The 15232-nt window shown below is 42.6% G+C and carries 14 protein-coding genes and 1 pseudogene; 13 read left to right on the plus strand and 2 right to left on the minus strand.

Going from position 1 to position 15232, the window contains the following annotated elements; all coding sequences use genetic code 11:
* The first annotated feature begins 30 nt into the window (after nt 1–30).
* The 7 genes and pseudogenes from J7J00_RS01395 (at nt 31) to J7J00_RS01425 (ending at nt 7061) form a co-directional block, all read left to right on the plus strand.
* Nucleotides 31–591 carry an NADPH-dependent FMN reductase gene (locus J7J00_RS01395; RefSeq protein WP_214786827.1) on the plus strand — a complete coding sequence of 187 codons (561 nt, stop codon included), beginning with the start codon at nt 31–33 and terminating at the stop codon, nt 589–591.
* Between the two features lie 177 nt (nt 592–768).
* A pseudogene (ycaC, locus tag J7J00_RS01400) lies at nt 769–1406 on the plus strand (isochorismate family cysteine hydrolase YcaC).
* A 771-nt stretch (nt 1407–2177) separates the two neighbouring features.
* Nucleotides 2178–4244, plus strand: coding sequence for a BglG family transcription antiterminator (locus J7J00_RS01405; RefSeq protein WP_214786829.1), 2067 nt, complete (start codon nt 2178–2180; stop codon nt 4242–4244).
* Nucleotides 4241–4507: a PTS sugar transporter subunit IIB gene (locus J7J00_RS01410; protein WP_063594735.1), complete on the plus strand. Its 267-nt coding sequence runs from the start codon at nt 4241–4243 to the stop codon at nt 4505–4507. Before J7J00_RS01405 ends, J7J00_RS01410 begins: the two co-directional genes overlap by 4 nt.
* A gap of 17 nt (nt 4508–4524) precedes the next feature.
* A complete protein-coding gene (locus J7J00_RS01415; RefSeq protein WP_076372257.1) occupies nt 4525–4791 on the plus strand; it encodes a PTS sugar transporter subunit IIB in 267 nt (88 codons plus the stop codon).
* A gap of 31 nt (nt 4792–4822) precedes the next feature.
* Nucleotides 4823–6091 carry a PTS ascorbate transporter subunit IIC gene (locus J7J00_RS01420; protein WP_214786831.1) on the plus strand — a complete coding sequence of 423 codons (1269 nt, stop codon included), beginning with the start codon at nt 4823–4825 and terminating at the stop codon, nt 6089–6091.
* 124 nt (nt 6092–6215) lie between these two features.
* On the plus strand, nt 6216–7061 hold the full coding sequence (locus J7J00_RS01425; protein ID WP_214786833.1) for an HAD family hydrolase: 846 nt from the start codon (nt 6216–6218) through the stop codon (nt 7059–7061).
* A gap of 198 nt (nt 7062–7259) precedes the next feature.
* On the opposite strand, the gene J7J00_RS01430 is transcribed toward J7J00_RS01425, so the two are convergent.
* A complete protein-coding gene (locus J7J00_RS01430; protein WP_214786835.1) occupies nt 7260–7469 on the minus strand; it encodes a hypothetical protein in 210 nt (69 codons plus the stop codon).
* Between the two features lie 583 nt (nt 7470–8052).
* On the opposite strand from J7J00_RS01430, the gene J7J00_RS01435 reads away from it, so the two are divergent.
* The 4 genes from J7J00_RS01435 (at nt 8053) to J7J00_RS01450 (ending at nt 11927) form a co-directional block, all read left to right on the plus strand.
* Complete coding sequence (locus tag J7J00_RS01435) at nt 8053–9021, plus strand: ABC transporter substrate-binding protein (RefSeq protein WP_214786837.1); 969 nt, start codon at nt 8053–8055, stop codon at nt 9019–9021.
* Between the two features lie 84 nt (nt 9022–9105).
* Nucleotides 9106–10110: a FecCD family ABC transporter permease gene (locus tag J7J00_RS01440; protein WP_214786838.1), complete on the plus strand. Its 1005-nt coding sequence runs from the start codon at nt 9106–9108 to the stop codon at nt 10108–10110.
* Entirely contained in the window at nt 10107–11120 is a 1014-nt protein-coding gene (locus tag J7J00_RS01445) for a FecCD family ABC transporter permease (protein WP_214786840.1), read from the plus strand. Before J7J00_RS01440 ends, J7J00_RS01445 begins: the two co-directional genes overlap by 4 nt.
* A 15-nt stretch (nt 11121–11135) precedes the next feature.
* A complete protein-coding gene (locus tag J7J00_RS01450; RefSeq protein WP_214786842.1) occupies nt 11136–11927 on the plus strand; it encodes an ABC transporter ATP-binding protein in 792 nt (263 codons plus the stop codon).
* An 80-nt stretch (nt 11928–12007) separates the two neighbouring features.
* Here the strand turns inward: J7J00_RS01450 and J7J00_RS01455 are convergent, their stop codons facing one another.
* A complete protein-coding gene (locus J7J00_RS01455) occupies nt 12008–12346 on the minus strand; it encodes a YmaF family protein (RefSeq protein ID WP_214786844.1) in 339 nt (112 codons plus the stop codon).
* A gap of 214 nt (nt 12347–12560) precedes the next feature.
* Here J7J00_RS01455 and J7J00_RS01460 point away from each other — a divergent pair, with 214 nt between their 5' ends.
* Nucleotides 12561–13538, plus strand: coding sequence for a zinc-dependent alcohol dehydrogenase family protein (locus tag J7J00_RS01460; protein WP_214786846.1), 978 nt, complete (start codon nt 12561–12563; stop codon nt 13536–13538).
* Between the two features lie 205 nt (nt 13539–13743).
* Nucleotides 13744–15054, plus strand: a complete 1311-nt coding sequence (locus J7J00_RS01465) for an amidohydrolase family protein (protein ID WP_214786848.1) — start codon at nt 13744–13746, stop codon at nt 15052–15054.
* Nucleotides 15055–15232 lie beyond the last annotated feature (178 nt).

Here is a 15232-nt window from a genome sequence, read left to right on the forward strand (position 1 = left end):
GGAGATGATTTCAAACAGGGAGGGAAGTAGATGACCAGAACCATCGGCCTTATTTGCGGCAGTTTACGGGAAAATTCTTATAATCGAATCATTGCTCAATCATTGACAGATATGGTTGATTCTTATCAATTTCGTTGGATTGAAATTAATGATCTTCCGTTGTTTAACGAAGACTTGGAAATAAGTGGCGTTCCAGAAACAGTGACGTCATTTAAATCCGCCATTCAGGACGTTGACGGGATTATTATCGTAAGCCCAGAGTACAATTCTGGAATACCAGGCGTATTAAAAAATGCATTGGACTGGGCATCAAGACCTCGGGAGTCCGCTGTTCTTACAAAAAAACCAGTTGGCCTGATCGGTGCTACTCCTGGGGGAATGGGCACTGCATTTGCTCAAATGCAAATCAGGCAAATACTGGAGGCCATGCAAGTTCATGTTCTTCCATTTCAAAAAATGCTGATATCGCAAGTACATAAAAAGATTGATTCTGATCGGAAAGTTCTTACTGACGATCAAACAAAACGTTATCTTGAGCGTTATTTACAACAATTCATTCATTGGATCGATCACACTCCAGTTCTAGATTAATGAGCCATAATCAATGAATCTTATTATATATATGATTGACAGGTTATAAGTTTATAGATAAACTTATAAATAACAGTCAGTTAAGTTATAAACTGATTGCAACCAACGAAGGGGTTGGGGGAATTTCCCTACATATGAACTTTCTTCGATAGCTTTAATAAAAGGAGGACTTTAAAAATGTCTGATCTCTATTCTCGTATTTCCAAGATGATGCTGCCGTTCTACTAGTGGATCATCAAACCGGTCTTATTTCAGGGCTAGTGCGTGATTATGGTGTTGATGAATTCAAGAACAATGTTATGGCTCTTGCCAACACCGCAAAGTTTTTTGATTTGCCAGTCATTTTAACAACAAGCTTTGAAAACGGACCAAACGGACCGCTTATGCAAGAATTGGAAGAACTCTTTCCTCACGCACCAAAAATAGCTCGGCCTGGACAAATTAACGCATGGGATAATGAAGATTTTGTTAAAGCAATCGAAGAAACTGGAAAAAAACAATTAATCATCGCGGGCGTGGTTACGGATGTCTGCGTTGCTTTCCCGGCACTTTCCGCTTTGAACGCTGGTTATGAAGTATTCGCTGTCACGGATGCTTCTGGAACAGTCAGCAAACAGGTAGCTGATGCGGCTTTAGCACGTATGGCCCATGGCGGTGTACAGCTTATGAACTGGTTTAGCGTAGCGTGCGAATTACAACGTGATTGGCGCAACGATGTCGAAGGGTTTGGTGCTTTACTTTCCAGCCAGCTTCCTGGTTATCAAAATATAATCGGAAGCTATAGGGGAGCTCAGCGCGATTTCAGCAAGATATAAAGATAACGCACTGATTGAATGAAGGAGGGGACATTTGTCCCCTTTCGGACTGTAGGCAAACTTGATGAAAATCGAGTTTGCCTACAGTTTTTTTATGATTAGTAGAATTTGTCCTCTCCAGGCACTCGCTTTCCGCGGGCGATCCGGGAGCCTTTCTAAGCAGGAGTCTCGAACACCCGCTCCAATCAACCTTGTTTTTAAATTCAGATGGAACTGAACTATGATTTTAGGACAAGAATCCTTAATGGTTTTTTACTGTTTTATGAACCCTTATTGATTGAAGAAATTTGCGACACTCCTGCCGAATAACTGGCTAACCGAAACCCCACAGACGCTTGCTTTGATGAGGCTTGGCAGACAGTCGGCGGAAAGGGAGCGGATTTCTGAAATCAAGCTAGAACTTTTCTAAAGGGTTTGTAAAATATGAACGTTGTTTTTCCCTTTCATTTGATTTGGTGAAGAATGCGTATTCCGAATTCTATCGCCAAAGTTTATCTCCTTTAAAACGGCCATCATTCCAAACCCTCAGCTTCACCCCGCCCCCAGACTTCTATATCATGCATTCCAATATGCCTCAAATTTGTACATAATAACTTTTCTATATTGTAAATCGCTTACGAAACAAATAATGTCTTAAGAAAAGATGCGGTATTGTGCACAAATGTTTAAAGAGTATATTATTGTGCAGTACCTATGACAACATTCGGACTTAGAAACGCTACATTTTTAATAAGAAGTGAGATATCGTAGAAGCAGGGAGAGGGATTGAGAATGTTTTTAGATGAAAGAAGCGCCAATTTACTAAAACTATTACAGCATTCGCCCATTTCAAAAATGAAAGAACTTGAAGCCCAAACAGGTCTGACGAGAAGGCAAATCCAATATGGTCTGAGCAAAGCGAATGACTGGCTCCAATTTCATGGATATCAACCGATTCAATATAATCGTGAAATGGGCTACTCCTTTTCTGAAACGATCAGGGATGAAGAATTGAATGTAAAACTGACAAAACGCAATTATATATTTTCAGAGGCAGATAGGGAAAAAGTTTTTTACCTGATGATCCTGTTAAGCCCAGAAGAATTGTCCGTCTATCATTTCCAGACGATCACCGGGCTTTCACGTAATACGGTGTTGAAGGATTTAAAAAGACTTAAAGAGAAAAACAGGGACATATCGCTCAAGATCCAGTATTCCAAACAAGATGGCTATGTGGTGATTGGGGAACCCCGAGTAAAGAGATATATCATTGAACGTCTCGTGCATGATGTACTGAACAGTCCCAATAGTGAATTGATCATGGAGTGCATATGGGGAAATCATGAAAAGCAAATCAGCTCGATCCGGTTACAGCTTGAAAGGATCGAACGTAAATTAGGCATCACCTTTACGGATGAACGGCTTCATGAACTGAGCTATTTATTTCTATGTACTGATCAGCTCATAGGAAAAGGGGAAGAGTTACAGGCAGACCAGAGCTGGGCGCCGTTTGTTGCGACGGAAGAATACAAAATGGTTGAGGAAATGACCAGAACGAATGCCTTTCAATCAGTATGGAGCGAAACGGAAAACTTATACGCCACCTTACATTTACTGAGCATGAATCGAACGAAGGATATTTCGCCTCTTAAGGATGATGAAGCCATTCAGCACCTTTTGCAGGAAATCGTGGCAGAGTTCGAGAGGCTGGCATTTGTTCACCTGAAAGACAAAGAACAGCTATGCCAACAATTATACGTTCATTTTAAACCGGCATATCATCGCCTGCGGTATGGTCTCCCGCAAATGAACCCGATGACGGGACGGGTGCAGAAGGTCTATCCTGAATTGCATCATTTGACAAAAAAATCCCTGTGGGTGTTGGAGAAAGAAATTGGCTGTCCGGTATCAGAAGAGGAAGTCGCATACTTCACGGTCTATTTTGGCGGATGGCTGCGCAGGCAAGGGACGACATTGGATGATCGAAAACGGGCAATTGTCGTATGCCCGAATGGCATTGGCATCAGCAATATCCTCATTTATACATTGAGGGAATTATTTCCGGATATATTGTTCCTGGACGTTCTGTCCGTTAGAAAGGCGGCTGAATACCCACTGTCGTACGATCTTGTTTTTTCAACGGTGCATATGAGAACAAAAGCGGCATTATTCGTTGTACCGCCCATTTTGGAAATGCAGGACAAACATACATTGCGCCAGCAGGTCATGCAGGAATTGTATGGATATACGACGGAAAGTGTGGATGTTGCAGCTTTATTAAAGATCATTTCCAAGTATGCAACCATCCATGAACAGGATCAGCTTGAAAAGGCTTTGAAGTCGAATGTGTATACCCATACACCAAAAATAACCCAATTTTCTTTAAAGGAGGCAGAGAAGCCTGTGTTAGAAGAACTCCTCAATATGCAAACGATTCAATTACAGCCGCATGTTTCCGATTGGAAAGAAGGCATTCAAGTCGCGGCCAAGCCTCTCGTGGACTTAGGAACCGTAGAGGAACGATATGTGGATGCCATGATCGAGGCGATAGAAATGAATGGACCATATGTAGTGATAACGCCTGGAGTGGCGATTCCCCATGCACGTCCGGAGCAGGGGGTCCGGTCTTTATCCATGAGTTTGCTGAAATTGGATGAAGCCGTGGACTTTGCGCCGGGTAAACCGGTACGCCTGATTATCATTTTGGCGGCAGTGGATAACGATTCGCATCTGCGGGCATTGATCCAGCTCACTCAATTATTGAATGAACCAGCCAATATAGAAGAAATTTTAAGCACTTCAGATAAATCGGTCCTTATGGAGTACGTTCATAAATATTCGAAGGAGGAAGCGGAATGAAAATCATGGTAGTATGCGGGAACGGATTGGGAAGCAGCTTCATTATGGAGATGAATGTGAAAAAAGCGTTGACGGAAATGGGGAAGACGGCCGAGGTGGATCATACGGATCTGGCATCCGCAAAAACGGTTCAGGCGGATATTTTCCTGGGAGCGGCGGATATTGTCGGTCAGCTGGATGATGGAACCCGGACGATCGTCACATTGGAGAATATGATGAGCATCCCTGAAATCAAATCTAAATTGGACATGCATGTAGGATAAAAAAAGGAGAGATTGATATGAAGAAAATCATGGTAGTATGCGGAAACGGATTGGGCAGCAGCTTCATCATGGAGATGAATGTGAAGAAAGCGTTGACGGAAATGGGTAAGACAGCCGAGGTGGATCATACGGATCTGGCATCCGCAAAAACGGTTCAGGCAGATATTTACCTGGGAGCGGCGGATATTGTCGGTCAGCTGGATGATGGGACCCGGACAATCGTCACACTGGAAAACATGATGAGCATTCCTGAAATCACATCGAAATTGGCTTCACATCTATAAGGAGAAAACATAAAGAAGAGGGGGAGAGGCAATGCTGGAACTTATCATGAATGACATCTTGGGTACACCTTCCATACTTGTGGGGCTGTTTGCCCTCATTGGACTGCTGTTACAGCGGAAATCCAGTGCGGATGTTGTATCTGGAACGCTAAAAACCGTCATGGGCTTCATTATCATTGGAGCGGGAGCGGCAGTGCTCATTGGCGCCCTTGATATATTCAGTAAAATGTTTGATCATGCATTCAATGTACAAGGCGTCATACCGAATAACGAAGCCATTGTCGCAGCCGCCCAAAGTGATTTTGGGACTTCGACTGCACTTATCATGGTTTTTGGTATGGTTGTCAATGTTTTGCTGGCTCGTTTCACGCCATTTAAATATATATTCTTAACGGGACACCATACCTTATTCATGGCTTGTTTACTTGCAGTCACGCTATCGGTCGGCGGGCTCAACGGATTTCCGCTTATCTTGGTCGGTTCCATTCTATTGGGAATATGCATGGTGATGTTCCCAGCCCTCCTTCAGCCATACGTACGGAAGATTACCGGAACCGATGATTTTGCCATCGGCCATTTCGGGACAATCGGATATTTTGTATCCGCGACAGTTGGAAAATGGTTTGGAAATAAGGAAAAAACGACAGAGCAAATCAAGGTTCCTAAATCTTTAGGATTCCTGAGGGACACATCAGTTGCTGTATCGCTTACGATGACGATGTTCTTCGTGATCGTCGCTTTGTTTGCCGGACAGAACTATATTGAAACGGAATTATCCGGCGGTTCGAACTTCATCGTATTCTCTTTCATCCAGGCGATAACATTTGCTGCAGGAGTCTACATCATCCTTGCAGGGGTACGGATGTTAATTGCTGAAATCGTCCCTGCATTCAAAGGGATTGCCGATAAAGTCGCGCCGAATACAAAACCTGCATTGGACTGTCCGACCATCTTTCCATTCGCTCCAAATGCAGTAATCATCGGGTTCCTATTCAGTTTCTTGGCTGGACTATTATCCATGTTCCTCCTTCCGGTACTTGGATTGAAAGTAATCGTTCCGGGGCTCGTACCGCATTTCTTCACCGGAGCTGCAGCAGGGGTATTCGGAAATGCCACAGGAGGCAGACGCGGAGCGATGCTTGGATCCTTTGCCAACGGGCTCATCATTAGTTTCCTGCCGGCAATACTCCTGGTCTTCTTGGGGGATGTAGGGTTTGAAGGTACCACATTTGGTGATTCGGACTTCGGTGTGGTCGGTCTCTTGATCCTAAGCGTCATGAAACTTTTAGGATTATCCTAAACTGTTATACTGATAAGGTAAAGAAACAAAAATAAATAAATGAATGAAACCAACAGCCTAAAATCTTTATAGATAATGGGCTGTTGGCATTTTCATCATCATTTGGATTTTTGAGGTGATTTGCATGACCAACAAAGCAATTGTGCTCGATTTGGATGGCACGACATTGAACGAAAGAAATACTGTGAATGAAACGCTGGAACAATACATAGGCGAACTCAGGGAAAGAGGGAAGCTGATTTTCATTGCAACAGGAAGGACGCTGGAAGAAATGAGGGACGTTTTGCCGTCCGGCATGGAAGCCGATGGAATGGTGACCGCCAATGGAATGTCCGTATTTATCGGAAAGAAACAGATTGTCGAACACGCCCTGTCGACGGAACTTGTGGAGGAATTAGTCGCCAAAGCAGGAGCGGAAGAGATTTTTTACGAAGTTCATCCGAACGATGGAACACGGATGGCATTACTTAAAGATAAAGACTATATGGTTAAACAAGGTTTGATGCCAAAGCCTGAGACAGTCGATGAAAATGAATGGCTATCAAGACAGGATGCAGTGGAAGACAAAATAAGATGGTCAGAACAACTGGATATAAGCAGCGTAGCCAAAATCTACTTCTTCAGCAATGAAATGAATACGATTCGAAAATGGAAAGCGGAATTGGGGAAAATCAAGCAGTACAATGCCTTTACCACAGCTTCCTCCACCCATCATAATGTAGAAGTGACCGTGGAAGGCATCACAAAAGCAACAGGCGTCCAACTGCTGCTGAAGCATTTCCAGCTAGTACCGGAAAATATCCTGGCAGTAGGCGATGGCGAAAATGACCTCCCGCTATTTAAACTCGCCGGGCATTGCGTTGCCATGAAAAACGCCACGGACCTGGTCAAAGAACAAGCCGATGAAGTGACGGAGCATTCATATAGAGAAGATGGACTGTATCGCTTTTTAAAGGGGATGTTTCACTAAAATAATCTGGAAGGCAAAAGAAGATCCAATCTTGCTTATGATATTTGAACGTGGATTGGTACGTAGGGCACTCGCTTTCCGCGGGTCCGCCCTCGGCACACTTTGCGTTTGTGGCCTCTCCCTTGGACGCGCTTTGTTGGATACCAAGGGAGAATATATCCATTAAAGTAGACAGCATTTCTGCTGTCTATTTAATATCTACCTAATTTTAACAATATTGGTATGAGATTCATCATCATGTTCCCAAACTACGGACACAACTGTGCCTTTTGATGGCTTAGGTCCTAAGTGAAAATCATCTGAAAAAGGATGCAGAACAGTAATTTTACCATCTTCCGCCCTTCCTTCTTCAAAACTATCGATAGGTTCACTGGAATCTATATTTTTCGAATAAGTTACCTTCCACATTCCATTTTCTGAAGTTCCTTATATTACTATACTTGAGTAATACCAATAAACGCAGATTGCTATGAGAGCTAACGGTATTATAACTTTCAAATATTTACTTCTAATCATATAACCCACTCCATGCTATCCTCCAATATTGATCAATTAGTTGTAATTTATCTATATTTTACATAAAACGGAAAAAATGAATTTGCTTTTTTTGTTAATGTAATTTAAGCAAACAACAATCTTTACGAACAAAAAATTTAGGTTTTATAATTTGAACGTTGATTTCCTCTTCAGGCACTCGCTTTCCGCTTCCTTTAAATAAAACTTGTCATATTTATTAACTGGTGAATATTGATAATCTAAGGCTATCATAGGTGTCTTTTTACTTCACGAATCAGAAGTTGCTGTAAACAATAAAATGCATGCAGGTTGCCTTAATGGCCAAAATGATTTTTATTCACAAAATTTTATTAATATTGACGGTATCAGTCTATGACTTTATCATAACAGCAGGATAATGATAATCATTTTCAATTATGAAGTATTCGTTGGGTAAGAAGTTAAATAGGTATAGATGACGGAAAGGGTGCGAAAAATGAGAGAATCTAGAAAAGTAAGAACGTTTGGGGGAGGAGCATTAATCCTGTTATTCACGATTATGATGATGTTATCAGGATGTAATAATTCTCAAAAAACAACAGAAGCAGAGAAGACATCTGCCGAAACAAGTAATCAAGAAACAAGGACGATTAAGCATGAAATGGGAGAAACGGAAATTAAAAATACTCCTAAAAAAATCGTCACGCTTGAGTTATCTTTCGTTGATTCTTTAAATGCTCTAGGGATAAAACCTATCGGGATTTCAGATGACAACAAAAAAGATATGATTACAAAACTTGTAGGTCAAGAAATGGATTATACTTCTGTAGGAACACGTGAGCAGCCTAATTTAGAGGTGATCAGTTCTTTACAGCCGGATTTAATCATTGCAGATGCTGAGCGGCATAAAGGGATTTATAAAGATTTACAGAAGATTGCTCCTACCATTGTCTTAAAAAGCCGGGAATCTACATATCAAGAAAACTTGGATTCTTTTAAAACGATTGCAAAGGCAGTGAATAAGGAAGATGCTGCAGAAAAAAGATTGAGCGAGCATGAAAAAACGATTAAGGAACTTAAAGCAAAACTTACTGTTGATTCAAATATGACGGTTTTACCTGCAGTTGTACGAGATACTTCATTCCAAGCTCATACTTCTTCTTCTTATGATGGGGAATTACTTGAACGCATGGGATTGAAAAATGCCATTCAGCAGAAACAGCCACATGCCGAGATGAACCTGGAGCAGCTTGTCGAGATTGATCCGGATGTGTTGCTTCTAGCGAATAATGAGGGTAAGTTACTTACTGATGAGTGGAAAGACAATCCTCTTTGGAAAGACCTGAAGGCTGTAAAAAGCGGACAAGTGTATAGTGTTGATCGAGATTTATGGACGAGATACCGTGGTGTTGTATCAGCGGAGGCCATTGCTAAAGACACTTTAAACATGCTTGGTGAAAAATAAAGGAACAAAAGCGAAGTAAGAGATCCCATTCTTACTTCGCTTTCCATTAGGTTTAAATTTAGTTAGGAAGTGTGTTGTATAGCGATGGAAACTGTAGCTAGAAGTAAACTGAAAGTGTATTGTACCGCTATCGCTGGAATCGTTTTGCTGATTTTAGGAATCCTGACGAGTATTTCTGTGGGAGCGGCCGATATAGATGCATCAATGGTTTTGAAGTCCTTTTTTGATGCCGACTCGTCCAAGGAACAAACTATTATAAGGACCCTTCGATTGCCCCGGGCTTTAGTTGGAGCATTGGTCGGTGCCAATTTAGCGGTGGCGGGGGCTCTCATGCAGGCTATTACCCGGAATTCATTAGCTTCTCCACAAGTGTTTGGAGTTAATGCCGGTGCCTCATTTTTTATTGTGTCCGCGTTCGTTTTCTTTCCTAACCTTTCTTCCATATCTCTAGTTTGCGTTGCATTCATTGGTGCAGCAGTGGGAGGGATGGCAGTCTATTCTTTTGCTTCGGGAGGAGGGATGACCCAAGTAAAGCTGGCATTGGCCGGAATGGCTGTTCACTTTTTTTTATCTTCTTTAACGCAAGGAATGATCATCTTTAATGAACAAGCGAAAGATGTGCTCTATTGGTTAGTCGGGTCTATTAATGGGAAAACATGGGCACACGTTAACATGATTCTTCCTTGGTCTTTCTTCGGGCTACTTGTCGCTGCCTTGTTCTCTCGATCTGTTTCTATCCTTGTCTTAGGAGAAAATATGGCGCAGGGACTTGGGCAGCGCGTGAACCGAATCCGTATTTTGGCAGGAATATTGGTGATCATTTTGGCAGGATCTTCGGTTGCCGTCGCAGGACCGGTAGGCTTTGTAGGTTTGATCATTCCTCATATCGTCAGGAGGCTGGTGGGAGGGGATTATCGGAGAATCATTCCTTTTTCTGCATTGTTCGGCGCATTACTCTTGGTTTACGCAGATATTCTCGCCCGGTTTATCGCTTATCCTTTTGAGTCGCCGGTAGGCATCGTAACAGCTATAATCGGTGCGCCATTCTTCCTTTACTTAGCGAAGAGAGGGAGGAATATTAAGCAATGAAACTAAAACGGACATTTGGGTTGAAATCAACTTTACACCCTTATTCAATTCTCCTGATGCTGACGGTTATTATGCTGATTTTAGCATTGGTGAGCCTGGGCTTAGGGGCCATTTATATCTCACCTTTAGAAATTCTCCAAAATTTCCTTGGAAATGGCATGCAAAGCCAGGCGTTCATTCTGCACAACTATCGCATACCACGTATTTTAATTGCCGTGATAGTGGGGGCCGGATTGGCAACGGCTGGAGCCATTCTGCAAGGGGTCCTTCGAAATCCGTTGGCTTCTCCAGATGTGATTGGGGTAACAAAAGGGGCCGGTTTGGCAGCGGTTATAGTCATCGTTTTATTTCCGCAATCGCCCATTATCATTCTGCCTCTTTCAGCTTTTATCGGAGCGGCGGTCATGGCGGCAATTTTGATGATATTTGTTTATAAAAAAGGTGCTCAGCCAAATACAATAGCTTTGGTAGGAATTGCTTTAGGGGCCATATGTCAAGCGGGGATAGAGTATTTCATGGTCAAGTTCCCGGATGATGTAAACACGACACTGCTGTGGTTGACTGGCAGTCTATGGGGAAGAGGATGGGATCAAGTATTCATTTTGCTTCCATTTCTTGTCCTTGTCCCGGTATTGATTGCCTTAACTTCTAAAATGGATGTACTTAGCCTTGGCGACGATATAGCTACAGGTCTCGGTGAAAGATCAAAATTACTGCGTTATATATTGTTAAGTGTTTCTGTCATATTAATCGGAGTCTGTGTAGCGGCGGTTGGTTCCATCGGATTCATTGGTTTAATTGCCCCCCATATCGCACGGAGGGTGGTAGGGTCAAAATTCAAGGTTTTGCTTCCTGCTTCAGCTCTTTTCGGTTCCATCTTTCTACTCGTTGCCGATAGCCTGGGAAGAGGATTATTCCCTCCAATAGAAATACCCGCGGGAATCATCACTGCGGTGATTGGAGTGCCATATTTTTTATATCTATTACGCCGAGAACGAAAAATAACATAAGGAAGGCGGAATATCATGACAACATTATCAGCAGAGCATCTTTCCCTCTCTTATGGATCAACTCAAATCATCGATAATATCGATTTAGAAATTCCTGAAGGTAAGATCAGTATAATCATAGGTTCCAATGGGTGTGGCAAATCTACCATCCTACGGTCTCTAGCCAGATTATTAACACCTCAGCAAGGCACGATCTATTTAGATGGAAAAGCCATTCATCTTCAATCTTCCAAGGATGTGGCAAAGAAATTGGCTATCTTACCCCAAGCTCCGGAAGCTCCTGAAGATATAACCGTTAAAGAACTATGCTATTATGGCAGGCATCCGCACAAAGGCTTATTTTCCAGACAAACCCCGGAAGATCATGCCATAGTCGACCGTGCATTATCCGCAACAAAAATGACGGAATTCGCTGATCGGACATTGGATGCATTATCTGGAGGACAAAGGCAAAGGGCATGGATTTCGATGGCTTTGGTACAAGAAACCGACCTATTACTGTTGGATGAACCGACAACCTATCTGGATTTAGCGCACCAAATTGAAATATTGGAATTACTGCGCGATTTAAACTTCACTCATGGGCGCACGATCGTCATGGTACTGCATGATTTGAATCAAGCGGCACAGTATGCCGATCATCTGATCAGCATCAAGAAGGGGAAAATCTATAAAGAAGGACCTCCTGAAACGGTCTTTACAAAAGAGATGATCAAGGACGTCTTCGGACTGGAATGCTGCATTATTGAAAATCCTGTTGATCAAACGCCCCTATGCATTCCAATTGGTTTATCTCAAGATCAGTGATTTAGAGTCAGACTATCGGAGGCAAAAAAACATCAGGGGGATTTCACATCCCCCTGATGTTTTTTTGTTTATCATGTATCTTATTTATTCCCTGGAGCAGGTTGGTCGACCCCTTTAATTCTATGTTTATGCCCATCATCTTCCGTTGTGTAAAAATCGTAATAGTGAACGTGCATACCATTTCCAACCGGAATGGGTGGTCCCGAATAAGCCTTATAATAATGGGTATGTCCATCCTCAAATAACACATATCCTTCAGTATAATGAATATGTTCTCCCTCTTGTGATGGAATTGGCGGGGAAGTTACATCTAAACATTGATGGACATGGCCGTCCGCTATGGAAGTATAATCAACAGATCCATGATTATGATGTGGTACGAACCCAGATACAAAATCATTTTTTCCTACTTTATTCAATCTCTTCACCCCTTGTATAAAACAAATGTTTTATAAACCATATGCTTGGAAAAATAAGAAGATTCATAACGACAAATTTATGGAAAGAGGATTAAAACGTGAAAAACCACAATACATGAGCATAAACCCAGAGTTAAAAGCTCTGTAAGTGCCAGGTGGGTTCAGTTTAAATGATAAAATAGAAAGACTAATATATTAAAGGAGACCTATTATCTTGGAAGCCAAATGTGTTAAATTCTATGAGTTCGGGAATCCGCAAAAGGTTTTAAAGGTTGAAAATAAATTTATTCAAAGTCCTTCCGAAGGGGAGGCCCTCGTTCGGATGACTACACGTCCCATTAACCCGTCTGACTTGCTGCCCATTCGCGGTGCATATTCCCACCGAATTCCCTTGCCTTCCATACCTGGTTATGAAGGGGTCGGCATTGTAGAAGAGGTGGGTCCATCGGTTTCGAAAGAGCTGATAGGCAAGCGTGTTCTGCCTTTGCGCGGTGAAGGGACCTGGCAGGAATATGTTAAAACATCTGCGGATTTGGCCATCGTCATTCCCGATTCGATCGAGGATTATATTGCAGCGCAATTATATATAAATCCGATAACCGCATGGCTAATCTGTACAGAAGTATTGGCATTGAAACCGGACGATGTATTACTTGTAAATGCTTGCGGATCTTCCATTGGCCGTATCTTTGCTCAGTTATCCAAGATACTTGGATTTAAGCTGATTGCTGTAACGAGAAACAGTAAGTATACGGAAGAACTGCTTAAGCTTGGTGCTTCATATGTAATCGATACGTCCCAATCATCATTGAATGATACCGTGATGGAATGGACGAATGGGCGCGGAGCGAAAGCGGCCATAGATTCAGTGGGCGGCATCGATGGTTCAGAGCTAGCTTTTTGTGTTCGGCCTAATGGCATCTTATTAACGATCGGTCTTTTATCAGGACAGTCTGTAAATTGGGCAAAAATTTCACAAAGGACAAAAGTGAATGTTCAAATGTTTCATCTTCGGCATTGGAATCAGCAGGCTTCCATTCAAACTTGGCATGAAACGTTTAACCTTTTGATGGGTTTCATTAATGATAAAAGATTGAAGTTCATGATGCCGGCTTCCTACTACAGCCTTCAAGATATGCAAGAAGCCATTATGGTCCCGAGCAATGGAGGGAAGATTTTCTTAAGCAACTGATTTCGCATGCTCAATTGCAAAGGCGGTTGGCTGATTGAACGGATATATTGAAGGGGTCATTCATCTTGGAGCTCTTCCAATAGGTTCCTAAGGTAAATGGAAATGGCCCCTGATAATATGGAATTACTTGATTACCTGTAAGGTACTAGTTTAGAATGCGGAATAGAACATGTTGCTACATGATACGACTTTGGAGGAACTACTTATGAAAACAATATATGTGAATGCTACATTTTTTACTATGGACAAGGAAAATCAAATCTTTGAAAACGGCATGATGATTGTACAAGATGATACCATATCCTACATCGGCAAGCATGATGAACAACAATTGGCAGATGCAGATCAAGTGGTCAACCTTGGCGGGAAATGGATCATGCCAGGCCTTGTGAATGCCCATTCGCATATTGTAATGACCCTTTTACGCGGTATCGGGGACGATATGCTGTTGAAGCCATGGCTTGAAACGAAAATATGGCCGCTTGAAAGCCAGTTTACAACGGAAATCGCCTCTGTAAGCACTCAGCTTGGCATTATGGAAATGATGAAATCAGGAACCACGACATTTTCGGATATGTTTAATCCTAATGGAATAGATGCAGGTGCTGTCATGGAGACGATAGGTGAAACGGGAATGCGCGGAGCCTTTTCCTACACGATCTTCAGCTTGGGTACCGAAAAAGACCAAAAAGCGAACCTCATGGGGGCAGAAATGTTTTCAAAAAACTATAAAACGTTTGCCGGTGGCCGCCTGACTACCATGGTCGCACCACATAGCCCATATGCCTGCACACCTGAAGCAATCATGGAAAGTGCACGGATTGCAAAAGAGAATGATTTGATGGTGCACATCCACGTATCGGAAACGGACTTTGAAATCCTCGACATCGAAAAGCGTTACGGCTCCCGTCCTGTCGAGCACCTTCGCCGTCTAGGTCTGTTCGACCAGCCTACCGTGATGGCACATGGTGTGGTTCTCAATGACGAAGAGCGGGCGATACTAAAACAGCATGATGTCCGCGTTGCCCATAACCCAATCAGTAACCTGAAGCTTGGATCTGGAATTGCCGATGTCGTCAGTCTTCTTGATGCAGGCATTAAAGTGGGAGTAGCAACAGATGGCGTCGCCTCCAATAACAACTTCGATATGTTCGAAGAAATGAGGACAGCTGCATTACTGCAAAAAGGAATCTATAAGGATGCCACCAAATTTCCTGCCCAAACAGCACTCGCCATGGCCACAAGAATGGGAGCCGAAGCGATAGGCATGGGCCATACAGGATCACTGGAAGCTGGTAAAAAAGCAGATTTCATCACCATTTACCCATATAACAAAGAACACCTGCAGCCGCTGAGTGAAGCCTATTCGCACCTGCTTTATGCAGCACGCGGAAATGATGTATGTGATGTATACATCGATGGCAAAATGGTCGTGAAAGATGGCCGCTGCTTAACAATCGATGAAGAAAAAGTAATCGCCGAAACGAACCGTCTGCAAGGTACCCTATCACGATAACACTGATGGGAAAACAAACGTATGCACAGAAAAAGGAGCTGCCATTTGCAGCTCCTTCTTTTTATGGAATCAATGATGAAGCTGGGTGTGGGAGTGATGTAGGACGGAATGATCTTTTTTGAGGACCCTATTATTCGGTTTTAGTAAGGAATAGTTCGCATCGAATGGCAGTCAAAAA

It is taken from the genome of Bacillus sp. ISL-4 (assembly GCF_018613275.1).
Classification (GTDB): Bacteria; Bacillota; Bacilli; order Bacillales; family DSM-1321; genus Peribacillus; species Peribacillus simplex_E.

What these genes read in the sequence shown, in the direction of transcription:
- J7J00_RS01395 (WP_214786827.1), top strand. Translation starts at nt 31, where the DNA reads ATGACCAGAACCATCGGCCTTATTTGCGGCAGTTTACGGGAAAATTCT.
- J7J00_RS01405 (WP_214786829.1), top strand. Translation starts at nt 2,178, where the DNA reads ATGTTTTTAGATGAAAGAAGCGCCAATTTACTAAAACTATTACAGCAT.
- J7J00_RS01410 (WP_063594735.1), top strand. Translation starts at nt 4,241, where the DNA reads ATGAAAATCATGGTAGTATGCGGGAACGGATTGGGAAGCAGCTTCATT.
- J7J00_RS01415 (WP_076372257.1), top strand. Translation starts at nt 4,525, where the DNA reads ATGAAGAAAATCATGGTAGTATGCGGAAACGGATTGGGCAGCAGCTTC.
- J7J00_RS01420 (WP_214786831.1), top strand. Translation starts at nt 4,823, where the DNA reads ATGCTGGAACTTATCATGAATGACATCTTGGGTACACCTTCCATACTT.
- J7J00_RS01425 (WP_214786833.1), top strand. Translation starts at nt 6,216, where the DNA reads ATGACCAACAAAGCAATTGTGCTCGATTTGGATGGCACGACATTGAAC.
- J7J00_RS01430 (WP_214786835.1), bottom strand. Translation starts at nt 7,469, where the DNA reads ATGTGGAAGGTAACTTATTCGAAAAATATAGATTCCAGTGAACCTATC.
- J7J00_RS01435 (WP_214786837.1), top strand. Translation starts at nt 8,053, where the DNA reads ATGAGAGAATCTAGAAAAGTAAGAACGTTTGGGGGAGGAGCATTAATC.
- J7J00_RS01440 (WP_214786838.1), top strand. Translation starts at nt 9,106, where the DNA reads ATGGAAACTGTAGCTAGAAGTAAACTGAAAGTGTATTGTACCGCTATC.
- J7J00_RS01445 (WP_214786840.1), top strand. Translation starts at nt 10,107, where the DNA reads ATGAAACTAAAACGGACATTTGGGTTGAAATCAACTTTACACCCTTAT.
- J7J00_RS01450 (WP_214786842.1), top strand. Translation starts at nt 11,136, where the DNA reads ATGACAACATTATCAGCAGAGCATCTTTCCCTCTCTTATGGATCAACT.
- J7J00_RS01465 (WP_214786848.1), top strand. Translation starts at nt 13,744, where the DNA reads ATGAAAACAATATATGTGAATGCTACATTTTTTACTATGGACAAGGAA.